Source organism: Mycoplasmopsis primatum ATCC 25948, from assembly GCF_000702785.1.
GTDB lineage: Bacteria > Bacillota_I > Bacilli_A > Mycoplasmatales > Metamycoplasmataceae > Mycoplasmopsis > Mycoplasmopsis primatum.
In genome coordinates, this window is sequence record NZ_JNJV01000006.1 from 1 (window position 1) to 19,361 (window position 19,361).

Below are 19,361 nucleotides of genomic sequence, written 5' to 3' on the forward strand. Positions count from 1 at the left end.
GTAAAATATTTATATTTAAAAAATAAAAAAACGAGGTTGATAAGAACCTAAAAACATGAAACTGTAAACTTCTTTGTTTTGATTTATCACTCGTTTTAATTTTATTAATAAGGTGAATTATTTTAATTCTACATCTGCTCCAGCTTCAACTAATTTAGCTTTTAAAGCTTCAGCTTCAGCTGCTGGAATGTTTTCTTTAATTGTTGCAGGTAAGGTTGAAACAAGTTTGTTAGCATCCATTAATGCTAGATTAAGAGCTTCTTTAACTGCTTTAACAATAGCAAGTTTTTTACCGTTGTCTGCTTTAATAATAACTGAAAGAGTTGATTTCTTTTCTTCAGCAGCATCAGCAGGACCAGCTGCAGCAGCTACAGCAACAGCAGAAGGATCAATACCAAATTCTTCTTTCATTGCTTCAACTAATTCCATAACTTCTTTAATAGACATTTCTTTTAATGATGAAATAAATGATTCTTTTGTTAATTTTGCCATAATAAATTTCCTTTCGTATAAAAAATTATTCACTTTCCTTTTCACTAAATAGCTTTAGAGAAAGAGAGAGTTGTTGTAATGGAGACATAAGCGAACGTGCCAAAATTGTAAGTGCTTCTTCATAATTTGGTAAAGTAGCAATTTCAGCAACAGCTTTTGTATCAATAACTTTATTTTCAAATACACCAGCTTTTGGTAATAATAATTTGTTATCTTTTGCAAATTTCACTAACACCTTAGCAGCTGCATTATCATCAACATTGCTGAAAGCAAATAAGTTAGGTCCAACTAAAAATTCATCTAAATTGTAACCAACTTTTTGGCATGCTAATTTAAACAATCTGTTTTTATAAACTTTGATTTCAATGCCAGCTTTTTTAGCTTCTATACGAAGGCTTTTAAGTTCAGCAACTGTTAGTCCACGATATTCAGCAACAATAAAGCCTTTAGCAGCAGCTATTTTTTTACTAATTTCTTCTACTGTTTCTACTTTGACAAGTCTATTAGCACTTTGTTTAATTGATTGCATTAAAATTCCCCCCTTTCGTGATATATAAAGGTACAATACTTAAAGACATTAATATGTGAAAAATCTTTTAACAAGATACACTCGGTAACAAAATTAAGCTATGAGCAGTTACTGTCTTAATGTATTGCTATTCTATTTTATATCTAAATTGTTTTATTCAAAGCAAAATATTCATACAAAAAAAAGCAAAAGTGTACCTAGAAAAAACTAGATACACCCTTGCTGCCTTTTCTACGTGAGATTTTGTTTCAAAATAAATGAAAACAATGAATTAAATAATGAAAGTGTAGAAAAGGTAAATTAATCATACATAAATTTGTATCATTAATAGCAAAAATTATAAATGTGTATAATAAAGTTTATTTTTTAATAATCAAATTTTTCTATGGAGTACCTGTTATGAAGAAAATATCTAAATTATCATTTTTATTAATACCTGTTTTTATAGCTACACCATTGAGTGCTATAAGCTGTAAAAAAGGGGATACAGAAGTAAAAATGGATGAAGCAACGAAAAGTTTTTACTTTGAACTAGATGCAAACAATAAGGCTATTATTACTGGCTTTGCTCGAATTCAATTTGACCAAAATAATAATTTAAAACCTGAATTCAAAAATGTAGTTATACCTTCAAAAGTCACTTTCAAAAATAATACTTATGATGTTGCAGCTATTGGTACTGAAGCATTCATAAAAACAAGTCAAATTGAATCAGTAACTATTCCGGCTTCAGTTAAATTTATTGGGGAGAGAGCTTTTATGAATTGCTCTAAGTTAAAATGAATAAAATTTGAGAATTTTGAAAATTCTGAACTTGATTCTATTTTGCAAAACGCATTTACAAATTGCAATTCATTAGAAGAAGTTCAGTTACCCAAAAAATTGCTAATTGTTGGAGAATATGCATTTAGCAATATTAAAAATGATAAATTTAAAGTCACAATTAATTCTGCTTATACTAACAAAGATATTAAAATGGCATTTGGACAATATGTATTTAATAACACTAACAAAAACTTCCAACTTATCTTTAAACATCTGACAAAAAACAGCATTGAAAACGCTGATAAAATAGACAATTTCGCAAAATCATTAGGTATTCAAACAAGCCAAATTACATTTGCTTAATAATTTTTTATAGTTTCCCAGTTAAAAATATAAAAATTCCATATAAGCCAATAAAACAAGCATATATGGAATTTTTATATTCGAAAATTACAATGTAAATTTATCCAAAATCTTATCAAATGATGACTCAAAAAGGGTCATATTAATATCTTGATTAAAAAAAGGCAATCCAATAATACTAATACTTTGAGAACCTTGCGCCGTTTTGTGAACATCTTCGATTTGCATCAAAAAATTTTGTTGCCAATCATCTTTTACTAACAAATTATTTTCTTTTAATTCAATTATTATTTGATAAGTTGATGCTTCCTTTTTAATAAATAAAATATAACTAGGAATAAATTTTTTACCTTTTTCAAAAGAAAATAAAGCAGCATTAGCAGTACCCTCATTTTTTAATAAAAAGAAATTAAGGCTTCTTGATGTTAATTTAGGCAAGAGTTTTTGTTTAAAAAATTTTAAGAATTCCTTATGTATATATGAGTCATAGTTGTCATTATATACATATCAATTGCATTCATTTAAATCTAGATAATTTGAATTATTAACGTCATTTTGACTAACTCCAAAACCATTATTTTGAAATTCGGTTAATAGTATAATTTTTTCCTTGAAAACTTGACTAATTTTTATCGGGTAAAATTCTTTTGAGCCTGTTGTTGCAGGAATTAGTTCTAATAAATATAGTGCTATTTTGTCAAAAGCAATCATTAGTGCCTTAAAAATATCATCATTAGTAATTTTTCTAAAAGCATTAATTTTTAAACAGTTATTTCCTAAATAATTATTATCAGTTAAGAACTCTTTGACTGATTGTAAATTCTGAAATTTGGTTTTTAAATATTTAATATTTAACTCTTTAAAACATCGGGCAGCTTTTAGCAGCAATTTGTATGAGATGTCTTTAAAAAATATGTTTATAGTAAAAACATCAGCTGACAAATCTACATCTCTTTCTTGCTCATATACATAGTAATTGTCACGCTCATATTCATCTAAATAGACTTTTAACCTACTATCGAGTTTTTCTTCTTTATTTGCATAAATAAAACCATTTTTATATAATGATGAGTTTTTAAACGAATCTTTTAATATGTACCTTAATTTTATGTCTTCTTGTTCATCAATTAATTTAATATTTTGAAGTTTATTTATAATTGCTGAATTATCATCATAATAATATGTTAGTGTCTCAAGAGCTCTATATTTATTTGTTATATCATTATCAAATTTTCTTATATAAATGTCATCGAAACTATTAACTTTGAAGGGGAAATAAGCAATATTATTACTAATTAATTTAGCAATATTGATATCATCTTGCACAAATGATGAACCTATATAGACTATATCAAAAATACTTGATTCAGAAATGAGGTTTCTTGATTGATTTGATACAAAAAATACTCTATATTCTTTGTCTATTGTGTTGTCAAAATCTATTAAAGTATTATTTGTTGTAAAATTCCGTTTTATTGCATTAATTAAACTTTTAAAACTGGAATCTTTTAATTTAAAATAATTTAGAGCATTATTAAGCTCATCAATATTTAGATTAGATAATTTGTTAATATCGTCTTTTTTAATTTTTAATATCTTATTAAAAAAGCAACTATAAAAATTTTTTAATTCATTTTCGTTATTAAAAATAAACATTACTGCCGGTTTTCTTAGTAAACCTAACTCACGAAAAAGATTTTTTCTATACTCACTAATAACCATTACGGAAAGTGCTTTTTGTCATATATCTGCCTTTAAATTTACATAATTAAACGCCTTCATATATAGTGATTTTCTAAATTTTGGCAAGTCGTAATTAAATATGATTTTCTCGGCGTGATTATTACGAATTACTGGGTCTTCTAAATCTAAATTATTAGTAAATTCTAACAATAAGTTGCTTTGATGAGACGTTAAAAAGTTTTTAAAAATTGGATTATTTTGATCAATTAACTCATTATCATATGAAATAAAAACCATCTTACTATTTTTATCTATTAAATTAATATTGTTGTCTATGTTCGTAATAAATTTGAACTTAATATCCTTTGATTTATTATTAAAATCATTGACTTCTATTGTATTAATATTTTTGCCATAAAAGTCTATTTTAGAACTAAATAAGTAATTCTTAGATTTATTATCCAATAATGTTTTTTTTAATTTCAAGGATCTATTTTTATTATCAGCATAAATAACAAAATTTTCATATCCTTGCTCTCATAGATATAAAATCAAACTAGCAATAACTACAGTTTTTCCACTTCCTGTTTGCATATTGAAGATATTATGAATGGCTCTATTTTTGTTGGATTTGAAATACCAAATAAATGATTTTATAGCATGTTTTTGATACTCTCTTAATTTAAATTTTGGTGAGAGATTGGAAGGTATTATTCTAGGTAACTCATCAAAAAAATCGGTTCCTTTATAGCCAAAAGCATAAAAATTGGCTTGTTTAATTTTCTCAAATAAAAATGGTTTATTATTCATTTAATCTCCTAAAAAATATCAATTACTAAGGTCATTAGGCAAATGAATTCATTTAATCTTAAACTAAAATAACTTAATATTTTTAGTACATTCTAAATCCTCTAAAATATCCATTTTGAATGACATTTTACATACATCATTCATTATTTTTTCATCATAATTGACTTGTTTAAAAAATTCTTTCGCAAATTTTTTTGTTGTGCTTCCTGCACCTAATGGAAAAGTTGTTGAATACTTATTATTTAAATCTTGTATTTTAGTTAGAAAAAAATCACGGGCAATTATTGATGCCGCAGCAACACATAAACTATATTCTTCTCCTTTATATGCTAATAAAACATCTTCTTGAATAGGTTCAAATTTAGCTCAATTATTTCTAATAACTAATTCATCATAATATTTTTTAATGCTATTTTTAACTGAATATTGATCAATAAAAATAAAATCACAATGATTCATATTTTTTCTAATTTCATTTATAACTTTAAGATGAATAAACATTTTTAAAACGTTAGCATTGTATGATTTGTTTAATTTATTATAACCACTTGGTGACAACTGATAATAAGCATATTTAATTAAACCGCTGCTTTTCAAAGCAGTAGCTATTTTTTTAATTTTTAAATCAGAAAGCTTTTTGCTATCTTGTACCCCAAGATTTTTCACAGCCTCATAATTTGTGTAAGGAATGTAAACAGCAGCAGCACACATGGGGCCAAAATAATCACCGACTCCAACTTCATCAACACCAATAATATCTTTATTTGTAAGATCAATTGTAAAGTTGTAGTCTATAAAATCCATTGCTATTCCTCTTCTTCGTCTTTAAATTTTCTCATTTTTTGAGCCATTTTTTTAGATTTATTAATTTCTTTTTCAGGATCATCTAAAAATTTATTTAAATACTCGCCCACGGCACCTTGTTTGTTAGTTTTCTTTAATCTAATAGTAGCATGCTTTCTAACTGGATCTGATGCATTTCCGACAACAACAGAAGTAGTAGCAACCTGAAACATAGATACATCGTTAAATCCATCTCCAAAAGCAACTGTATGGTCTAAATCCACACCATAATATCTGCTTAATAATGACAAGGCTCTACCTTTATTTACAGTCACATTTGTAATGTCAAAAACAGGTGTTAAACCTTCGCCTTTAGATCAATATGAAAACTCTCCAAGGTCACCATATCTAGCTCTTAAATAACGTCTTAATTCTTCCACATCAGTTGTTTCTTTAACATCGAAAACAATACCAGTAGGACTAAGAGGAACTTTATTAAGATTGATGCCTACAGTAAATTTTTCAGCCGTATTAAAACCGAAAATTGCTTCAATATCTGCATCTCTATGTTGAAGTTGAACCCAACCTGGTCCTTCAATTGCTAAATTTGATATTTCATTTTGAACTTTTGGATCACCTAAAATATATAGCATCTCATTAAGATTTAGATATTTAATATAAGGGATAAAATTATCGTCTTTTGGATTATGAATTTGGGCACCGTTATAGTTTGCAACAGCAGTATCGAGGCCTAATTTATCATAAACAGGTTTAGTACTTCTTCAAGGACGGCCAGTAAATATACACACAATATGGCCTTCGTCTCTAGCTCTTTGAATAGCCTCCACACATACATCTGGAATTGTACCTTCCATACTTGAAGATAATAATGTTCCATCAAGGTCAATAGCAAATAAAAACTTTTGCTTCTCATTATTTGTTTGATTTGTCATATTTTTCCTTTTAAAATAAAATTAAAATTGAAAATTTATAATAATTAATAATTGTAAATATTTTATACAACATTTTAATTATATAAAATTATATGGCAAAAAATATCAAACAAAAAATAAGCAGAATTGCCTTTAAAATAGTCAAATATGCTTATTTTTTATCTTCATTTAATAAATCATTTACCTTAGATAATATTTGATCAATATCTAAGTCTATTGCATTTGTTACATTATCAACTTTATTAATTATTTCAGTCTCTTTAACTGTTGGTTTAGAATATGAAATTTCAGCCTTCATAGCAGCATCACTAATTTGATTAACTTTTAAAGAAGTGACTCTAATATCTTCACTTTTAATCTTAGAAAAACCGCCATTAGTATCAGTTAATGGATAATTTGATATTTTGTCTAATGTTGTTTGTCCTTGCTCATTAGTTATGAATATTTCTGTACTTGGAGCAACTACTTCACATTGAGAAACCAATATTTGTTTGGTTTTTTGTGGAAAAATTTGTTTGCCGATATTTTTCTTAGAAACTCTAACTATATCAGCAACATTAATTCTTTTAATTTGATTATTAGTGCTAAGCATTGCTACTGATTCAGTATTTTCAACTAAGGCAAAAGCACAAATTTGGTCTATTGGCGGAATATAACATGATTTAATTCCACCAGATTTAGATCCATAAATTTGAACATCATTTTCTGAATACAATGAAGCAAGTCCTCTCTTAGAAACTAATAAAACATCTTTAAAACCGTTAGATAATTTTGCTCCAATGAGTTCATCGCCTGCTTTTAATTTAATGGCTGTAAATAATTTATTAAATCTAGAAACCTCAAAGTCTTTAAGAACAACTCTTTTGCCATAACCATTTTTAGTAAATAAACAAACATAATTTAAAAGTTTGAAATCAGTAACTCTAATTGCTGATACTAATTCCTCACCAGAAACTAAATCTACAAAGTCACTAAGATGTATTCCAAATTCTTTTCATTTTGACTCATTTATCTTAAAAACAGGCAAATAAGCATAATTACCATAGTTGGTAAAAAGCAACATACTGTCTAAGGTATTTGCTTGATCATAATAAAGAATTCTATCATCTTCTTTAATTCCATATGTAATAAAGTCATTTGTTTCAGCCATTTTTTTAGTTATTCTTTTTAAATAACCAAACTTGCTAATACCAAGATATACATCTTCATCTTTCATTAAGTCAGCTTGATTAATTGAAACTTTATATTCTTCATCAATAACAGATGTTTTTCTTTCTCTACCAAATTTCTTTTTAATATCTTTGAACATTTGTATTAGATATTCATTAAATTCATCTGGATCATTTAGCAATAATTCGCAATGAGCAAATTGCTTTTCAAGTTCTTCTTTTTCAATTAAATAAGCTTCTTTATCAGTTTTACTTAATTTATAAAGACGTAATTCAGCAATAGCGGTTGCTTGATTAACAGTAAAATCAAAGTGTTTAATCAAGTTTTCTATAACACCTTGCTTTGAATTTTCACTTTTACGTATAACAGCAATAACTTCATCAGTGATTTCAGCAACTCTCAAAAAACCTAAAACTATTTCATATCTTGCTTTATATTTGATTAAGTCATATTGAATAGTTTTAATTTTAACATCTCTCACGTGATTCAAGTAGGCATCAAGTAAGTGAACTAAACCTAATGTTTTTGGGGTATTATCTTCAATAACCACATTATTATAATTGTAATAAACTTGCATCTGAGTTTTTGAAAGCAAGTAATTAATAATGACTTCGTCATTAGCATTTTTACTTAAAGTAATTAAAATGCTAATACCATTTCTGTCTGACTGGTCTTTTACTTCAAGTAAACCAGCAACTTCTTCACTTGAAACAATAACATCAATATCATGAACTAATTTGGATTTTACAACGCCATAAGGAATTTCTGTGATTTCAATAAATTTATTTTTTGCGTCTTCGTAAGTCTTATACCTTGAAACAAGCGTAATTCTTCCGCGACCACGCTCAAATGCTTCTCAAATGCCTTGCGAACCATAAATAACGCCGCCTGTTGGGAAATCTGGTCCTTTAACAATTTTTAAAAGTTTTGACAATTCAATATCAGGTTTTTTAATTTTAGCTATTGATGCGTCAAGAATTTCATTTAAGTTGTGTGGTGGCATTTCAGTAGCAAAACCTGAGGCAATACCGCTTGCTCCATTAATTAATAAGTTGGGAATTAAAGATGGCATTACCACTGGCTCTTTTTCAGAATCATCAAAATTAGGAGCAAACTTAACTGTGTTTTTGTTTAAGTCCCCTATTATATAATCAGATATTTCAGCAAGTCTAACTTCAGTATAACGCATAGCAGCAGCTGGGTCATCATCAATCGAACCAACATTACCATGCATTTCCACTAGAATATGGCCCATTTTTCAGTCCTGAGCCAACCGCACCATTGCTTCATAAATAGATGAGTCACCGTGTGGGTGATATTTACCAATAACATCTCCAACTACACGCGCCGATTTTTTAAACGCCTTTGTACTATGTAAACCTAAAGTGTGCATTGAATAAAGAATTCTTCTTTGAACAGGTTTAAGACCGTCACGAACATCTGGCAAAGCTCTTTGTTGGATAACATATTTAGAATAACGACTAAATCTATCGGCCATTATTGTGTCAAGATTTTCTTGAATAATTTTGGATAGTAATTCATTTAATTTCTCTTCATTTTTTTTATTCATACATCACCCTTCTATTTATGTTTTACAGAAATATATTTAAAATTTTCTCTCAATTATTTTTCTTTATTAGCCTGATTTAAAGCCTAATTAAAAAAATTATAATTTAAATTTCAAAGTCGTCTTCCATTGTGAAATCAACATTTTTGTTAATTCATTCTTTTCTAAAATCAACATTGTCGCCCATTAACGTGGAAACTCTTCTTTCAGCTAAAGCAGCATCTTCGATCTTAACTTGTATTAATGTTCTAGTCTCAGGATTCATTGTAGTCTCTCATAATTGGTCAGCATTCATTTCACCAAGACCTTTATATCTTTGAACCTCTGCGCCTTTCATGGTTGTTGAAAGCAACTGTCTTAATTCATTTTCGTCTCATGCATACTTAACAATATTTTTTGATTTATTTAGTGATAATTTAAATAAAGGAGGCATGGCAATATAAACATTACCATTTTCAACTAATTTGCGCATATGTCTAAAGAAAAATGTTAAAAGAAGAATCTGAATATGAGCACCATCTGTATCAGCATCTGTCATGATTACAACTTTGCCATATTGGGCTTTTGACAAATCAAAATCATTTCCTATGCCTGCTCCAACAGTGTTTATTATTGTTGCTATTTCTTCGTTTTTTAAAATGTCTGAAAGCCTTGCTTTCTCAGTGTTTACAACCTTACCTCTTAGCGGTAAAATAGCTTGATATCTTCTGTCTCTTCCAGATTTCGCTGAACCGCCGGCTGAATCTCCTTCCACTAAAAATAATTCTTTTTCTTTTGGATTTTTAGATTGAGCAGGTGTTAACTTGCCACTTAAAATTTGTTTTTCTTTAAGCGCATTTTTTGTTTTTCTAGCTTCTAATCTTGCTTTTTTTGCTGCTTCTCGTGAATCAGCTGCTTTTTTAATTTTTGCTAATATTTTTCTAGCTAACTGTTTGTTCTCAGTTATTCATGTTTTTAGATTCTTAGAAACAACTTCTTCTACCACACTTTTAGCTTCTGGTGTACCAAGCTTATCTTTAGTTTGGCTAACAAATTCAAGATATTTTTCAGGAATCTTAACTGAAAGAATAATGGTTAAGCCTTCGCGGATATCTTCACCATCAAAAGTATTTTTACCTTTTAGAATTTTTTCATCAAGTGCAAAATCATTAAAAGTTTTGGTAAAAGCAGATTTAAGACCCATTTCATGTGTTCCACCATCTCTTGTTTTAACATTATTAACAAAGGATAATATAGTTTCACTATAACCATCAGTATATTGAAAGCCGCATTCAACTTCTATTTCTTTTTTTGTGTCTTTAAAAGTATGCACATCAAAAAGCGGAGTTTTAGAATCATTAATAAAGTCTACAAATGCTTTAAGACCATTATCATATTTGAATTCAATTTTTTGCTTGCTTTGTTCATCGACTAGTTTAATTGACAAGCCTGCAATTAAAAAACTGCTTTCCCTGAGTCGCTCTGCTATTGTTTCAAAACTTAATTTGGCATTTTTAAAGATTTCATAATTAGGTCAAAATTGAATAGTAGTTCCGGTTTTATTAGTTGTTCCAATTTCATGGGTTGGTTGGATTATTTTATCCCCGTTTTCAAAAATTGTTTCATATATTTTTTTATCACGGTAAACAATACACTTTAATTTTACACTTAAAGCATTAACGACTGATGAACCAACGCCATGAAGTCCACCAGATGTTTTATAAGCTCCTTCATTAAATTTACCACCAGCGTGCAGCTCTGTAAAAACTAATTCAACGGCGCTTTTTCCACTAGGTGTTTTACCAACTGGAATACCACGACCATTATCAGCAACAGTTACTGAACCATCTTTGTTTAAAATAATAATTATTTCATCAGCTGCACCCGCTAATGCTTCATCAATCGAGTTATCAACTATTTCTCAAACTAAATGGTGGAGACCATTAATATCGGTTGAACCAATATACATACCAGGGCGTTTTCTAACAGCTTCAAGACCTTTTAATTGTTGTATACTACTTGCATCATATTTAGAATTAATCATATTATTAGATTATATACTAATCATTATATTAGATTAAAATTAAGAACAAAAGTCTAAGCATAATGGACTCATTTTCCGCCTTAATAATTCCTTGAAATATAAAAAGTTTCTGCTTATACAGAAACTTTTTTGGGCTACTTATTTACCACAAAAACATTATTAATTATGGTTGAAATAATTCAATAAATTTTTTCATTAGTGGTATTTAATTCTTTTTCTTTTTTATTCATAATGTTTTCATCATTTAGTAAATCTTTTTGATAGGTAAATCTTTCGTCTGCTTTTTGAAATAATGAAAATATTACGTCTTTAATTTTTTGAATATATACCTTATTTTTTAACTCGATTTGATATTCTTGGTTAATATTAAATTTGAAATTAGCTAAACCAAACAATATGTTTCATTTTAAACCAGCATTATCAACTAATGAATAGAATTCTTTAAAAATATTATTTTTTGAATCCACAGGAAGCTTTGTAATTATTTCTTCAAAAATGGTGAATGATTCATATGAGTAGTTAAATAAGCCAACCACATTTTTTATTTTATCCATTCCGTAAGAATTTTGATCACTTATATACTCAGCATAATTATTTTTAGGGTCATACTTCAAACCATCGCTATCTTTTTTTGTATTGAAATTAAAATAAACTCTAATTTTAGAATCGACTTCCCCTTTAGCATTTTTTTGAATGGTGGTAATGAGAGCATTAAGAATTTTAGCCCTGTCTTTTGCATCCATTTTATTAAGAGTTGCTTGACTTACTTCGATTTCTTTTTGACCAGAATTATTAGCGGAATCAAAAATAATTGCATAGTTATCAGCATCTATAAATTGTTTAAGATATCAATTAAATGAACTAATAATTGATTGTTTTTCTTCTAACTGTTTATCTTCATTTATATTTCAATCTTTGTCAAGTTTTGCTGCACCAATAAGCCCAGGAGTATACTTCGATATTCCAGTGCCTTTGCCAAAGGTTATACCTGAAAGCAATTTATCATTAGTGTTAATAGCACCATTATTGCTAGAAATAATTCCTATTATATTTGTAGTTAAAACAGCACAAGGAATTACTCCAACAGTTGAAACAACAGCGCCCAATGAACGATATGGAATGGTAGAAATATGATTATTTTCCCTATCTTTAATTGGCTTCATAATAACACCTTTGAATACTTTCGTAATTATTTCACCACCAATATTAAAAACAATTTGAATAATAAACATACTTATTGAAAAAATTGCGGGCCAGAACTTTGATAGATCATATTTTTGGCCATCTAAATATCTAAATTTAACAGCATTTAAAATTGCTTTTGTTAATATAGGAGAGACGAAAAAGCCCACCAATCAGCCAGATATGCCAAATGCTAGAACAATAATGCCGCCAATTAGTCCTCTTCTTATCCCAGACAAAATTGCCAATCCTAAAATTAGAAAAAACAAAAGAATTGGAACAATAGCAGACCAAGAATTGAATACAAATTTTTCTCAATTTTCAATTAATTGCATAATTTCTCCTTAAAAAATATCGCCAAATTTAGCATCTCACGGATTTTGTTTATTGATGCGATCGATAAATAATTTGCCTTCTAAATGGTCTAATTCATGTTGTGCTACAATTGCGGGATAGCCCCTAAGATCAAATCTCTTGACTTTTTTTTCAAAATAAGAATAAGCCTCAATGACTATTCTGCTATAGCGATATACATAACCTTCTTGATTGGGAATTTCTTCGCCGACACTAAGGCATCCTTCTCCATCAGATAGTGCAATTTTAGCACTACTAGTAGCAATAATTTTAGGATTAAAAAGCACATCTCTAAAAGGTTTATCATTACTATTAACCGAAACATTTTCATTAACATTTATATAAAAAACTCTTTTTGGAATGCCATATTGAATAGCCGCTACTCCAACACCTGCTCTAAATTTAGAATCTTCTTGTTGACTGTCATCAATATGATAAATCATTTTTTCAGCCAGTTCGATATCCTCGTTAGTTAAGGGAATAGGAACTTCGACTGATTTTTGCCTTAAAATCTTTTTAGGCAATTCAATTATTTCAACATCATATGTTTTCATAGTTTAAATTATAATATTAAAAGTGTTATTTAAGATTAAATTTAAATATGAATGCATAACAAAGGACTAAAATGAGAATAATTTCAGGTAAATTTCGTCACAGATTAATTGACTGACCTAAGTCAAAAGATATAAGACCAACAATGGATAAAGTAAGAGAAGCCATTTTTTCATCTATTAGAAACAATATAGAAGGCTCTGTGGTTTTAGACCTTTTTGGTGGTTCAGGCTCAATGGGAATTGAAGCTATTAGCAATGGAGCAGCTAAGGCAATAATAATTGATAACAGTATACAAGCAGTTAATGTTATAAAAAGTAATATTGCAAGTTTGCAAATAACAAACATAGATGTATTTAAAACTGATGCTGCTACTTTTTTAACTAATAAAGTTGGTATGGAGTTTGACTACATTTTTATAGACCCACCATATAATAAATTTGATTTGTTAAACGAATGCTTAGCGTTGATTGAACGTGGAAATTTTTTAAGTAAGTATGGTTATATTATTATTGAAACAAATGAGACGTCAAAAATTACGATTCCCCCTAATTTAATGGTTCAAAAAACAAAAAAATATGGCAAGACATTTATTATTTATCTTAGCCATATTAACTAAATTAGTGCTGATGTATGAAGCATAATTTGTGTAATTAATCACGCATGATTTAGTAATGTAGAAGTAACATCTGATGAATTTTTGACGCTAAATAACTCGTTTTGAGTATTTAGTCAGATATAAATTCTTTGTTTTTGAGCATTGTAGAAAAATCCAAATTTGTTTTGAATTAATCTAAACTCTTTTGAAAAATCTTTTAGTTCATTGATTTTTTCTTTATTTACTAAATCACTAGTAGCATATAAATCAAGTTCATCATCTAATTTAACAAATTCAGAACCTAATTTTTGTATAGCTTCCTTGCTTGATTCACTTTGGTACATTCCATATAAACTAATGTGTTGATCTTCTTTGAGAATGCATTCAAAAACAAGGGCTGTTTCTTGTATCTTATTATCTTTTAAGATTTTAGCTTCCTGAATAGTTCATTCATTACCGTTATCTTTATCAGTTAATACTATCACTTTTGATGAATTTTGAATCACCATTTTATCTTCTGGCCTATATAAGCCTTCTACAATCTTTTCACATGATTCTATATTTATGTCGTTTGAATCGGTTGGCGCACTTTTTAATGTTATATTATTGAAGTTAAATATTGTTGATAAGGTTTCATCAAAATTTATTTTTTTGTATGCTTCTTGTCTCATTTTAAATCTACTTGAAAAAAATAGCGACAAAACATAAGCACCAACCAGCGTAAAAATTATTATGAGAGCAAAAAATACTCAGCTAAGAATTCTAGCGACAGAAGACATCTCAGTAGAACCAGCAACCTTCCAAAAATCTATTTTATAAATAACAATTAATGGTACTAATAATAATACTCCAATAAGGAAAGCGACTATCGCAATTATAAAAAACATAAATGTTTTCTTAGCAATTGGTTCTTTCCGTTCTTTAATCATAGATTTAAAAATATCTTTTGATTTAACATTAAGATCTTTTTGAATTTGGTCGTATTGTTGCCCCATATTAGAAGTTGATGTTGTCATATTTATATTCTCCTAATCATAAAATATTATTAATATAAAGAATTTTAGCACTATTAATATTTTTAAATAAAAATAACTTGATATATGCTTGAGCATTTCACAAGTTATTTTATATTTTTTGACTATAAAACAATTTAATTTGTTAATTTAGCACTTTGATTTTCTATAACTTTTTCAGGTCATTCAAGTGCTTCAGCATCTTCAAAAAATCTATGTTCTATTTTTCTACTTCAACTAACTTTTGTAGCATCAATCTTAGGTAGTTTCTTAAACACAAATCATCACGAAAAACCTAGCAAGAAGGATGATGATAATAAACAGTTAAATACAAAAGAACCAAAAATTATTCAATTTGATATTTCTTTATTGCCTGTATTTTTAAACACTCCATAAGCAATACCATAACTAATAGGAATTACTATTGCAAATGAAATGAAGTTTTCAAATGCTGATGAGAAAATAGTTTTTTCAACGTCATTAGCACCTTGAAAAGCAAGTAATGAACTAATCGATAATGAAACCGCAAGTATTCTTAATGTTGTTACTCTAATAAATGTAGCAGTTCCAACTGCCATGCTTTCTTCAACATTAAGAACCCATAATCATAAATTGTTTGCCGTTGCAGCAACAAAAACATAAACTGTTACTGAATATAATATAGCTATAAACATCGTTCATAAATACACTTGTTTGCAACGGTCAAATTTTCTTAGAGTGTAATTATATGAGAACAAGCTTCTAGCTCCATCATTAATACCAAATATTGAACTTAAAAATAGTGAAACAATCGGCTGCCCTTTTGCTCAGTAAAATTGGAAATACTCAGGCATAGCAAAATGCGACTTAGCAATAATAAGATTCATTATAGCGAAAGAAATTCCAATTCCAAATGATCTTAAAAAGCCGCCAAGTCCAAGCAAGAATATAGGGCCAAGTAATTTTTTATTAAATTTAAATTTAAATAAATGACTTAATGATAGTCACGATTTTTGTTGCTTTTCTTTAATTGCTATATAAATTGTATATGCTCCCACATTAAATAATCATCCAATTATAGTAGCAATTACACCACCAAGAACTCCCATTTTAAGTGGAATAATAAAGACAGCATCAAGAGCTATATTAATAACATTAGCTGCAATACCGCATATCATCACATAAGTGTTATAGCCTTCTGAACGAATAAAATATGATAAATATAAAGTTAAACCTTGTAATATGGTTCCGCCCGCATAAATATAAATATATTGTTCAGCTCATTTAACACTTAATTTATGCGCAGCATCATAAAAATCTTGCAATTCAGCAGGGTTTATATTAGCGCTTTGGGCAATATTTTCATTAATTTTAGTTCTCCCAGCTAGCTGATTAACTAAGCCTGATCATACAAAAGTAAATGAAATCATTGTAGCTATTAAGGAAAGTATAACAGTACATCAAAACATTGTTGCTCATAAATCTTTTCCTGTTTTTTCCAATTTTTTGCCAATGCACTTAGTGTAATAGATGGAAGCACCGACAGGCACTAAAAACACAATTGCATTGGAAAAGATAATTAATGAACCAAAAGATGCTGATGTCGTAGAAACCACACTATTAGCTGTTATTGCTGCTAATTTAGGCATATTCATGGCCACTGCCTGGTTATTGTAGGCATCAAGCATCGTCTGATATTCCTTAAACATTACATCCTTACCATTAAGATGCAATGCCATATTCATAAATTGAATAATTTCGCTATCAGCATTGCCAAAAACATTTCTATTTTTTGGTGCGAATTGCAATATAAATATTTGGTCAATAAATGAATATAAACCAACCATCATAGCGGTTAATAAACCCGGAATAGCTACTATTCAAATAGCTTTTTTAACAGCTGTTTGACCAAATAATTTCTCGGCATGTTCTTGTTTATTTGCATGTTTAGTTTTTTCCACTTTAGCCACCTTTCTAAATTATTATTTGTACTTAATTAGTTAATAATTAAGTTTTTATTATAAATCAAATAAAGGAACATAAAAAATAAAAAACACCAAAATAAAATATATTTTGGCATCTATCTTTTTAGCATAAAAAAGCATGCTACTTATGATATTTAGTGTTATTCAATATCATAAAACCTCTATAAATTTGCTCAATTAGCATAATTCTAAATAATTGGTGCGGAAAAGTCATTTTTGAAAAAGATATTTTTAAACATTTATTAAATTGTTTTTCATCAACACCATCAGAGCCACCTATAATAAAAGTTAAATTTTTATTTTGATTTTCTTTTAATAAATTTGCAAATTTTTCTGATTCAATCTGATTGCCTTGCATTGATAAAAGCACAACTAATGAATTAGAAGAGATTTTATCTAAAATCAATTTTGTTTCCTTGCTTTTTTTGCTTTCAATATTTTTCTCATCGCTTAATTCTTTAATCTCTATAATTGATAGTTCACAAAAACGATTAACTTGTTTTTGATATTCTTCAAAAAGTTTATTAAATATAGGGCTGAGCGAGCCAACAGCAATAATCTTTATTTTAGTCATTATTTATTTCTTTTTGTTTCTAAATGAAACATTAACATTTGAATATCAGCAGGGTTAATACCACTAATTCTACTTGCTTGCCCTATTGTCGAAGGACGTATTTTTTCAAATTTTTGTCTAGCTTCAATTGCAATATTTTTTACATCACTATAATTAATATCGTCTGGTATTTTATAATTTTCCAATCTCACAACTTTATTAGCATCGCTTTTTTGTTTTTCTATGTAGCCATATAACCTAACCATAATAGTTAATTCTTCAAGATATGGAAAATTAGGTCTGACATCAAACGGATCAACATCTGGTCGTGATAAAACATTCAATAATGTAGACCCATTTGTTATATTATATTTTTGAGCAAGTAAACTTTTGCCTGATAAATGTTCATTATGTAATTTTTGAATTTCTTCATCAATAAGCTTATATTTATCGATAATTTTTTGATAATCAGTTTCGCTTATCATACCTGTTTTATAGGCATATTCACACAATCTTTCGTCTGCATTATCATTTCTTAAAAGTAATCTATATTCAGCTCTTGATGTTAGCATTCTGTAAGGTTCTTTTGTGCCTTTTGTCACTAAATCATCAATTAATACGCCAATATAGCCGTGATTACGTAATATCACAATTGGTTGTTGATTTTCTAATTTTAAGGCTGCATTAATGCCAGCGATTAAACCTTGTGCTGCTGCTTCTTCATAACCACTAGTGCCATTAATTTGGCCTGCTGTAAATAAATTGGGAACTATTTTTGTTTCAAGCGAGCTTTTAAGTTGTAATGGATCAATAGCATCATATTCAATGGAATAAGCTCATTTTTGAACTCTTGCATTTTTAAGTCCAGGAATAGATTTAATCATTAATTCTTGTACTTCTACTGGCATCGATGTAGAAAAGCCATTAACATAAGTTATAGAACCATCTGCCGTTTCAGGTTCAAAGAAAATTTGATGTCTTTCTTTATCCGGAAACTTCACAATTTTGTCTTCTACTGATGGACAATAACGTGGCCCAATTCCTTTGATTAAGCCTGAGTACATAGCTGATTTATGAATATTTTTTCTAATTATTTCATGTGTTTCGGGTGTTGTATAAGTTAAATAACAAGCAATCTGTTTAGGCATTTTAACATTCGATCGTGATGAAAAAGATAAATTGATATCACTGAGAACTTCTTGTTCAACCTCATCATAATTGATTGAATCAGAATAAATTCTTGGAGGTGTACCGGTTTTTAATCTTTGAATAGTAAAACCTAACTTCTCTAATGATTTACTTAAATTTAAAGTAGTTTTTTCATTATCCGGTCCACTAACAGTAGTTACATCTCCTCTAAGGATCCTTGAATTCATATATGTGCCAGTTGTTATTACACATACTTTTGCTTCTATTAAGCCATTATCTTTTGTGATTATCCCTTTAAAATTGCCTTCTTGGTCAATTACGATTTCTTCTGCTGAATCTTCAAGTAAATCTAAATTGGGTTGTTTAAGAACATATTCATAAATGATTTGTGAATACTTTTCTTTATCAATTTGAGCGCGCAAGGCTCTAACTGCTGGACCTTTTGACAAATTAAGCATCTTAAGCTGTATCATAGCTAAATCAGCTCATAAGCCTTGCATACCGCCAAGAGCATCAATTTCTCTTGTTATAATACCTTTTGCTGGTCCACCGATTGAAGGATTGCATGGCATCATGCCAAGTCTCTTAGTATTAAATGATATTAACAGTGTATTATGACCTTTGTGAGATAAAGCGAAGGCTACTTCTAATCCGGCATGACCGCCGCCCACGACTATTGCTTCATATTTATTTTTAATCATAGCAAGACAATTTTAATACATTTTAATGTTTTGACTTATGATTTGATAATGATACAAACTTTTAAAATTAATATTTTTAGAAATGGATACTTAATATTATTAAAATTATATTAGCGTCATAAACGATTAATTTACTAAAAGCTAAAAGGTTATTATT

General features: G+C 28.4%; 15 protein-coding genes. 2 read left to right on the forward strand and 13 right to left on the reverse strand.

What is annotated here, in order from left to right; genetic code table 4:
* Positions 1-117 precede the first annotated feature (117 nt).
* Together rplL and rplJ are read right to left on the reverse strand one after the other, a co-directional pair.
* Entirely contained in the window at positions 118-492 is a 375-nt protein-coding gene (gene rplL / locus T386_RS0101150) for a 50S ribosomal protein L7/L12 (protein WP_029513345.1), read from the reverse strand.
* Between the two features lie 25 nt (positions 493-517).
* Positions 518-1,012 (reverse strand): 50S ribosomal protein L10, encoded by a 495-nt coding sequence (gene rplJ, locus T386_RS0101155; RefSeq protein ID WP_211246883.1) that lies wholly within the window; start codon positions 1,010-1,012, stop codon positions 518-520.
* Positions 1,013-1,420: 408 nt separating this feature from the next.
* Between rplJ and T386_RS0101160 the strand changes: the two genes are divergently transcribed.
* The gene (locus tag T386_RS0101160) at positions 1,421-2,149 is read left to right on the forward strand and encodes a leucine-rich repeat domain-containing protein (RefSeq protein WP_029513347.1); all 729 of its coding nucleotides are present in this window, start codon (positions 1,421-1,423) and stop codon (positions 2,147-2,149) included.
* A gap of 87 nt (positions 2,150-2,236) precedes the next feature.
* Here the strand turns inward: T386_RS0101160 and T386_RS0101165 are convergent, their stop codons facing one another.
* The 7 genes from T386_RS0101165 to def all read right to left on the reverse strand — a co-directional run bounded on the left by T386_RS0101165 (position 2,237) and on the right by def (position 13,228).
* The gene (locus T386_RS0101165; RefSeq protein ID WP_029513348.1) at positions 2,237-4,642 is read right to left on the reverse strand and encodes a DEAD/DEAH box helicase family protein; all 2,406 of its coding nucleotides are present in this window, start codon (positions 4,640-4,642) and stop codon (positions 2,237-2,239) included.
* A 63-nt stretch (positions 4,643-4,705) separates the two neighbouring features.
* On the reverse strand, positions 4,706-5,446 hold the full coding sequence (locus T386_RS0101170) for a ribonuclease HIII (RefSeq protein ID WP_051622761.1): 741 nt from the start codon (positions 5,444-5,446) through the stop codon (positions 4,706-4,708).
* Positions 5,447-5,448: 2 nt separating this feature from the next.
* On the reverse strand, positions 5,449-6,378 hold the full coding sequence (locus T386_RS0101175; protein WP_029513350.1) for a Cof-type HAD-IIB family hydrolase: 930 nt from the start codon (positions 6,376-6,378) through the stop codon (positions 5,449-5,451).
* Positions 6,379-6,529: 151 nt separating this feature from the next.
* Positions 6,530-9,118 carry a DNA topoisomerase IV subunit A gene (parC, locus tag T386_RS0101180; protein WP_029513351.1) on the reverse strand — a complete coding sequence of 863 codons (2,589 nt, stop codon included), beginning with the start codon at positions 9,116-9,118 and terminating at the stop codon, positions 6,530-6,532.
* 103 nt (positions 9,119-9,221) lie between these two features.
* Positions 9,222-11,138, reverse strand: a complete 1,917-nt coding sequence (gene parE / locus T386_RS0101185) for a DNA topoisomerase IV subunit B (protein WP_029513352.1) — start codon at positions 11,136-11,138, stop codon at positions 9,222-9,224.
* Positions 11,139-11,272: 134 nt separating this feature from the next.
* Positions 11,273-12,655, reverse strand: a complete 1,383-nt coding sequence (locus T386_RS0101190) for a hypothetical protein (protein WP_029513353.1) — start codon at positions 12,653-12,655, stop codon at positions 11,273-11,275.
* A 9-nt stretch (positions 12,656-12,664) separates the two neighbouring features.
* Positions 12,665-13,228 (reverse strand): peptide deformylase, encoded by a 564-nt coding sequence (gene def / locus T386_RS0101195; RefSeq protein WP_029513354.1) that lies wholly within the window; start codon positions 13,226-13,228, stop codon positions 12,665-12,667.
* A 71-nt stretch (positions 13,229-13,299) separates the two neighbouring features.
* Between def and rsmD the strand changes: the two genes are divergently transcribed.
* Positions 13,300-13,845, forward strand: a complete 546-nt coding sequence (rsmD, locus tag T386_RS0101200) for a 16S rRNA (guanine(966)-N(2))-methyltransferase RsmD (protein ID WP_029513355.1) — start codon at positions 13,300-13,302, stop codon at positions 13,843-13,845.
* On the opposite strand, the gene T386_RS0101205 is transcribed toward rsmD, so the two are convergent.
* From T386_RS0101205 to mnmG, 4 genes are all read right to left on the reverse strand, one after another.
* The gene (locus T386_RS0101205) at positions 13,842-14,840 is read right to left on the reverse strand and encodes an ABC transporter permease (protein ID WP_029513356.1); all 999 of its coding nucleotides are present in this window, start codon (positions 14,838-14,840) and stop codon (positions 13,842-13,844) included. The genes rsmD and T386_RS0101205 overlap by 4 nt on opposite strands.
* Positions 14,841-14,974: 134 nt before the next feature.
* Entirely contained in the window at positions 14,975-16,786 is a 1,812-nt protein-coding gene (locus T386_RS0101210; protein WP_029513357.1) for an MATE family efflux transporter, read from the reverse strand.
* Positions 16,787-16,922: 136 nt separating this feature from the next.
* The gene (locus T386_RS0101215; RefSeq protein WP_029513358.1) at positions 16,923-17,375 is read right to left on the reverse strand and encodes a 23S rRNA (pseudouridine(1915)-N(3))-methyltransferase RlmH; all 453 of its coding nucleotides are present in this window, start codon (positions 17,373-17,375) and stop codon (positions 16,923-16,925) included.
* Positions 17,375-19,201: a tRNA uridine-5-carboxymethylaminomethyl(34) synthesis enzyme MnmG gene (gene mnmG, locus T386_RS0101220; RefSeq protein WP_156935924.1), complete on the reverse strand. Its 1,827-nt coding sequence runs from the start codon at positions 19,199-19,201 to the stop codon at positions 17,375-17,377. The genes T386_RS0101215 and mnmG overlap by 1 nt, the downstream gene beginning before the upstream one ends.
* Positions 19,202-19,361: the final 160 nt, after the last annotated feature.